We start from the raw sequence: 6,000 nt of genomic DNA on the forward strand, positions 1-6,000 counted from the left end.
TTATGAGGACCCTGGGAGGGTTCCATGCGCAAGCTACGCCACCGGCTCCTCGCCTCGATGGCCGTCGTTCCCGCGCTGGCCATGGGCCTCGCCGCCTGCGGCGGCGACAGCGGTGGCGCCACCGCGAGCGGCGGGACGGCCTCCGGGGCGCCGGCGGAGAAGATCAAGCTGACCGTCGGGCTGTTCAGCGACTTCCACTATGCGCCGCTGTACGAGGAGTTCAAGAAGTCCCACCCCAACGTGGAGATCGTGGAGCGGCGCGCGCAGTTCAACGACCACCACACCAACCTCATCACGCAGCTGACCACCGGCGCGGGCGCCGCGGACATCGTGGCCGTCGAGGGCGGCTACATCGGCGCCTTCACCCCTGTGCCCGGCAAGTTCCACAACCTCAAGGACTACGGCCTGGACAGGCGCCAGAGCGAATACCTGGACTGGAAGTGGCGGCTGGGCGTCTCCAACGACGGCTCCTCGCTGATGGGGCTGGGCACCGACGTCGGCGGCCTGGCCATGTGCTACCGCCCCGACCTGTTCAAGAAGGCCGGGCTGCCCGCCGACCGTGACGAGGTGTCGGCGCTCTGGCCGACCTGGGACCAGTACATCGAGACGGGCAAGAAGTTCGTCGCGGCGAAGGTGGACGGCGCCAAGTTCACCGACGGTCCGGGCGAGCACTTCCGCGCGATGGTCGAGCAGGCCCCGACCGGTTACTACGACGACCAGTACAACATCATCGCCGGGACCAACCCGGAGGTGCGCAAGGCCTACGACATGGCCGTGAAGATCATCGATGGCGGCCTGTCGGCCGAGCTCGCCGCCTTCACCCCGCCGTGGAACACCGGGATCGCCAAGGGCACCTTCGCCACCATGGTCTGCCCGGCCTGGAAGACCGGCACGATCAAGGACCAGAAGCCCGGCGAGGGCGCCTGGGACATCGCGGCGGTCCCCGGTGGCGGCGGCAACCAGGGCGGCACCCACCTGATGCTGCCCAAGCAGGGCAGGCACCCGAAGGAGGCCGCTGCGCTGATCGACCTGCTGACCAGCAAGGACACCCAGATCAAGCTCTTCAAGGAGGCCAGCGCGCTGCCGTCGCTGCCGGCCCTGTACGACGACCCCGCGGTGACCGAGTTCGTCAACCCCTACTTCGGCAACGCGCCGATCGGCAAGATCTTCACCAGCGCCGCCAAGGCGCTCAAGCCGCAGCGCGTGGGCCCCAAGGCCGGTGACATCCTGCAGGCCTTCAACAACGGCCTGCAGCGGGTCGAGCAGGGCAAGCAGAGCGCCGAGGAGGCCTGGACGCAGGTGCTGAAGGACGTCAGCAGGATCAAGTAGCCCGCCCTTCCGGCCGGCTGGTCCCGCCCCGGCCGGCCACCCGCTCACCGCCCTTCCCGCCCACGGCGGGCCGTCCGCCCCCCGCCCCGACCAATCGCCGAAAGGAGCTGCCATGGCCACCCGCGCGCCGGATCGCCTGGCGGCGGTCCCACCCGACAGGCCGGTGGGCCCTCGCCACCGTCTCCACCGCCGCCTGGTCCACCAGCTCGACGTCAAGGGCTCGCCGTACGCCTACGTGGCCCCGTTCTTCCTGCTGTTCTCCGCGTTCGGGCTGTTCCCCCTGGCCTACACCGCCTGGGTGAGCCTGCACGAGTGGACCCTGCTGTCGGAGGAGCAGACCTTCGTCGGCCTGGACAACTTCAGGACGCTGCTGGCCGACGACTACTTCTGGAACGCCACCTTCAACACCCTGTCCATCGGGGTGCTGTCCACCGCCCCGCAGCTGCTGCTGGCCATCTGGCTGGCCCACCTGCTCAACCGGCCGCTGCGGGCGCAGACCTTCTTCCGCATCACGCTGCTGCTGCCCAACGTGACCAGTGTGGTCGCGGTGGTCGTCATCTTCAGCCAGCTGTTCGGCCGTGACTTCGGCATGATCAACTGGATGCTGTCCTGGTTCGGCGTCGGGGGCGTCGCCTGGAACGAGGGGGTGCTGACCTCCCACACGGCCATCTCCGTCATGATCATGTGGCGGTGGACGGGCTACAACGCCCTCATCTTCCTGGCGGCCATGCAGGCCGTACCGCGCGAGCTGTACGAGGCGGCCACCCTCGACGGCGCGAGCGGGTTCACCCAGCTCCGCAAGATCACCATCCCGATGATCCGGCCCACCATCGTCTTCGTCGTCATCACCTCCACGATCGGTGCCATGCAGATCCTCGCCGAGCCGCTGCTGTTCGGCTCCTACAGCGTCTCCGGCGGGCCGGACCGGCAGTACCAGACGCTCTCGCTGTTCATCTACGAGAACTTCACCAAGCTCGACTTCGGCTACGCCTCGGCCATCTCCTGGATGATGTTCGTCTTCATCGTCCTGGTCGCGGGCGTCAACTATCTGATCACCCGCCGCGCGAAGGGAGGGTTGACGTGAGCGCCCGCGCCGCTGTCTCCACGGCCCGGCGCTCCGGCGCCGCCCGCAGGCTCACCTATCTCACCCTGGCGGCGGTGGCGTTCTTCTCGATGCTGCCGCTCTACTACAGCGTCGTGGTGGCCTCCCGCGACAACGCGGCCCTGGCGGAGGTCCCGCCGCCGCTGCTGCCCGGCGGCAACTTCTTCGCCAACGTCGCCCGCGTGTTCGACACCGTCCCCTTCGCCCTGGCGATGGTCAACTCCGTCCTGGTCTCCGGCTCCGTCGCGCTCGCGGTGATGTTCTTCTCCACGCTGGCCGGCTTCGCCTTCGCCAAGCTGCGCTTCCGCGGCAGGAACGCCCTGCTCCTGATCACCGTGGCGACCATGATGGTGCCGACCCAGCTCGGCATCATTCCGCTGTACATGCTGATGGTGAAGCTGGAGTGGACCGGCACCATGTACGCGCTGGTCGTGCCCGCGCTCGTCAACGCGTTCGGCGTGTTCTTCATGACGCAGTATCTCTCCCGGGCGCTGCCGACCGAGCTGCTGGAGGCCGGCCGGGTCGACGGCTGCACCACCTGGGGCCTGTTCTGGCACGTCGTGCTCCCGGTCGCCCGCCCCGCGGCGGCCGTGCTCGGCATGCTCACCTTCATGTCGGTCTGGAACGACTACTTCTGGCCCCTGGTCGTCCTGACCCCGGAGGACCCGACGGTGCAGGTCGCCCTGTCGACACTGGCCAGCGGATACGTCAACGACTACGTGCTCGGCCTGGCGGGCACCACACTCGGCACCCTGCCGCTGGTCGTGGTGTTCGCCCTGCTCGGTAAGCAGATCATCGGAGGAATCATGCAAGGAGCGGTGAAGGGATGACCGTCGTCGGCATTCGGGGGGCGGTCCTCACGGAGGGCCGCGCGGACTTCCCCCGTGGGTTCGTCTGGGGCGCGGCCACCGCGTCCTACCAGATCGAGGGCGCGGTCAAGGAGGACGGCAGGCTGCCGTCGATCTGGGACACCTTCTCCGGCACGCCGGGCAAGGTCGCCGGGGGCGACACCGGCGACGTCGCCTGCGAGCACTACTTCCACTACGCCGACGACGTCCGGCTGATGAGCGAGCTGGGCCTGGGCGCCTACCGCTTCTCCGTCGCCTGGCCCCGCGTCCAGCCCGACGGCACCGGCCGGATCAACCCCCGTGGCCTGGACTTCTACAGCCGCCTGGTCGACAGGCTGCTGGAGGCCGGGATAACGCCGTACGCCACCCTCTACCACTGGGACCTGCCCCAGGCCCTGGAGGACGCCGGCGGCTGGCCCGAGCGGGACACCGCCCACCGCTTCGCCGACTACGCGCGGGCCGTGCACGGGCGGCTGGGGGACCGGGTCCAGCACTGGACGACCCTGAACGAGCCGTGGGTGGCCGCCTTCCTCGGCTACGGCAACGGGGTGCACGCGCCGGGCAGGCGGGATCCCGCCGCCGCCCTGCGCGCGGCCCACCACCTGCTGCTGGGGCACGGGCTGGCAGCCCAGGTGCTCCGCGCCGGGGGAGCCGAGGAGATCATGCTGGTGCTCAACCTCGCACCGGTGATCACGCCGGCGCAGGTGAACGACCCCGCGGCGGTGCCGTCACCGGCGGACGCCGAGGCGGTCAGGCGGATCGACGCCCTGCTCACCCGGCAGTTCCTCGACCCCGCGCTGCGCGGGGAGTATCCCGCGGAGCTGCTCGCGATCGCCGAGCGCAACGGCGGCCTCGCGCACATCCGCGACGGCGACCTCGGGACCGTCAACCAGCCGATCGAGACGATCGGCATCAACTACTACAACCCGTGCGTGGTGGAGTCGGGGCCCGGCGAGGCGGCCGACGCGGCATGGCCGGGCAGCGAGGACGTCCGGTTCCGCACGGTCGACGTGCCGGTCACCGCGATGGGCTGGCCGATCGTGCCCAACGGGCTGTCCCGGCTGCTCCTGCGGCTGGCCGACGACTATCCCGGGGTCGGCCTGGTCGTCACCGAGAACGGCGCCGCCTTCGACGACGTCGTGGAGGACGGCCGCGTCCACGACGCCGGCCGGACCGGCTACCTGGACGGCCACCTGCGCGCCGTGCACGCCGCGATCGCGGAGGGCGCGGACGTGCGGGGCTATCTGGTCTGGTCGCTGCTGGATAATTTCGAGTGGGCCGAGGGCTACCGGCGTAGGTTCGGCATCGTGCATGTCGACTTCGCCACGCAGCGGCGCCTGCTCAAGGACAGCGCGCTGTGGTACCGCGAGGTCATCAAGCGGAACGGACTGCTGGGGGATTAGATGAGACGACCCACCTTGGAGGCGGTCGCCGCCCGTGCCGGGGTCTCCCGGTCGACCGTTTCCCGGGTGGTGAACGGCCAGACCACGGTCACCCCGGACATCCGTGAGGTGGTGCTGCGGGCGGTGAACGAGCTGGGCTACGTCCCCAACGGCGCGGCCCGCAACCTGGTCACCCAGCGGACCAACTCGATCGCGCTGGTCGTCTCGGAGCCCCCGAACCGGGTGTTCTCCGACGACCCGATGTTCTCCACCGTGATCCGCTCGGCCAGCATCGAGCTGGAGGCCGTCAACATGCAGGTCGTCCTGCTGCTGGCCGGGTCGCCGGAGAGTCACGCCCGGGTGGAGCACTACATCGCCGGCGGTCACGTGGACGGCGTCATGCTCGTGTCGAGCCACGGCGCCGACCCGCTGCCCGTGGCGCTCACCCGGCTGCGCGTCCCGGTCGTCTCGTACGGCAGGCCCGCGGTGCCGGTCGCCATCCCGTACGTGGACAGCGACAACGTGAGCGGCGCGGCCACCGCCGTACGTCACCTGCTGGAGCGGGGGAGGCGGCGGATCGCCACGATCGCCGGGCCGCTGGACATGATCGGCGGCCAGGACCGGCTGGCCGGCTACCGGCAGGTGCTCCACGACTCCGACCGCCGCTCCATCATCGCGGTCGGCGACTTCACCCGGGAGTCCGGCGCGGTCGCGATGCGCCAGCTCCTGGCCGACGACCCGGAGCTGGACGCGGTGTTCGCCGCCAACGACCTGATGGCGATCGGTGCCATGCACGCGCTGCGGCAGGCGGGGCGCCGGATCCCCGACGACGTGGCCGTGGTCGGCTTCGACGACATCGAGGCCGCCCGCTACACCGACCCGCCGCTCACCACCGTCCGCAACCCGCACGCGGAGCAGGCCGTGGCCATGGTCCGACTGCTGCTCGGCCTCCTGGAGGACGGCCCCACCGACCCGTTGATCATGCCCACGGAGCTCGTCGTCAGGACTTCCTCGTAGACTCCCGCACCACCAGTTCGGTGGGGAGCACCACCGGGGTCCCCTCCTCCTGCTTCAGCACCATGCGGGCCAGCCGCCGTCCCATCTCCACGGTCGGCTGCCGGACGGTGCTCAGCGGGGGGTCGGCGTAGGCCGCGGCCGGGATGTCGTCGAAGCCGACGACGGCGACGTCGCCGGGGACCTCCCGGCCCGCCCGGCGCAGTGTCCGCAGCGCGCCCAGCGCCATCAGGTCGTTGGCCACGAACACCGCGTCCAGCCCCGGGTCGTCGGCCAGGAGCTGGCGCATCGCGACCGCGCCGGACTCCCGGGTGAAGTCGCCGAC

At 70.4% G+C, this 6,000-nt stretch carries 6 protein-coding genes; 5 read left to right on the forward strand and 1 reads right to left on the reverse strand.

The features are described from left to right. Nucleotides 1-24: 24 nt before the first annotated feature. The 5 genes from ACWDS7_RS24300 to ACWDS7_RS24320 all read left to right on the forward strand — a co-directional run bounded on the left by ACWDS7_RS24300 (nt 25) and on the right by ACWDS7_RS24320 (nt 5,678). Nucleotides 25-1,329: an ABC transporter substrate-binding protein gene (locus ACWDS7_RS24300; protein WP_451931128.1), complete on the forward strand. Its 1,305-nt coding sequence runs from the start codon at nt 25-27 to the stop codon at nt 1,327-1,329. A 112-nt stretch (nt 1,330-1,441) separates the two neighbouring features. Beyond that, the gene (locus tag ACWDS7_RS24305) at nt 1,442-2,413 is read left to right on the forward strand and encodes a carbohydrate ABC transporter permease (RefSeq protein ID WP_451931129.1); all 972 of its coding nucleotides are present in this window, start codon (nt 1,442-1,444) and stop codon (nt 2,411-2,413) included. Further along, a complete protein-coding gene (locus tag ACWDS7_RS24310) occupies nt 2,410-3,261 on the forward strand; it encodes a carbohydrate ABC transporter permease (protein WP_451931130.1) in 852 nt (283 codons plus the stop codon). Before ACWDS7_RS24305 ends, ACWDS7_RS24310 begins: the two co-directional genes overlap by 4 nt. Then, on the forward strand, nt 3,258-4,682 hold the full coding sequence (locus tag ACWDS7_RS24315) for a GH1 family beta-glucosidase (RefSeq protein WP_451931131.1): 1,425 nt from the start codon (nt 3,258-3,260) through the stop codon (nt 4,680-4,682). The genes ACWDS7_RS24310 and ACWDS7_RS24315 overlap by 4 nt, the downstream gene beginning before the upstream one ends. Then, the gene (locus tag ACWDS7_RS24320) at nt 4,683-5,678 is read left to right on the forward strand and encodes a LacI family DNA-binding transcriptional regulator (RefSeq protein WP_451931132.1); all 996 of its coding nucleotides are present in this window, start codon (nt 4,683-4,685) and stop codon (nt 5,676-5,678) included. Here ACWDS7_RS24320 and ACWDS7_RS24325 read toward each other — a convergent pair. Further along, nucleotides 5,662-6,000 (reverse strand): LacI family DNA-binding transcriptional regulator (locus tag ACWDS7_RS24325; RefSeq protein ID WP_451931133.1); only part of this gene is annotated, 339 nt, incomplete at its 5' end. The two genes, ACWDS7_RS24320 and ACWDS7_RS24325, sit on opposite strands and share 17 nt — an antisense overlap.

The organism is Streptosporangium sp. NPDC003464 (genome assembly GCF_053588315.1).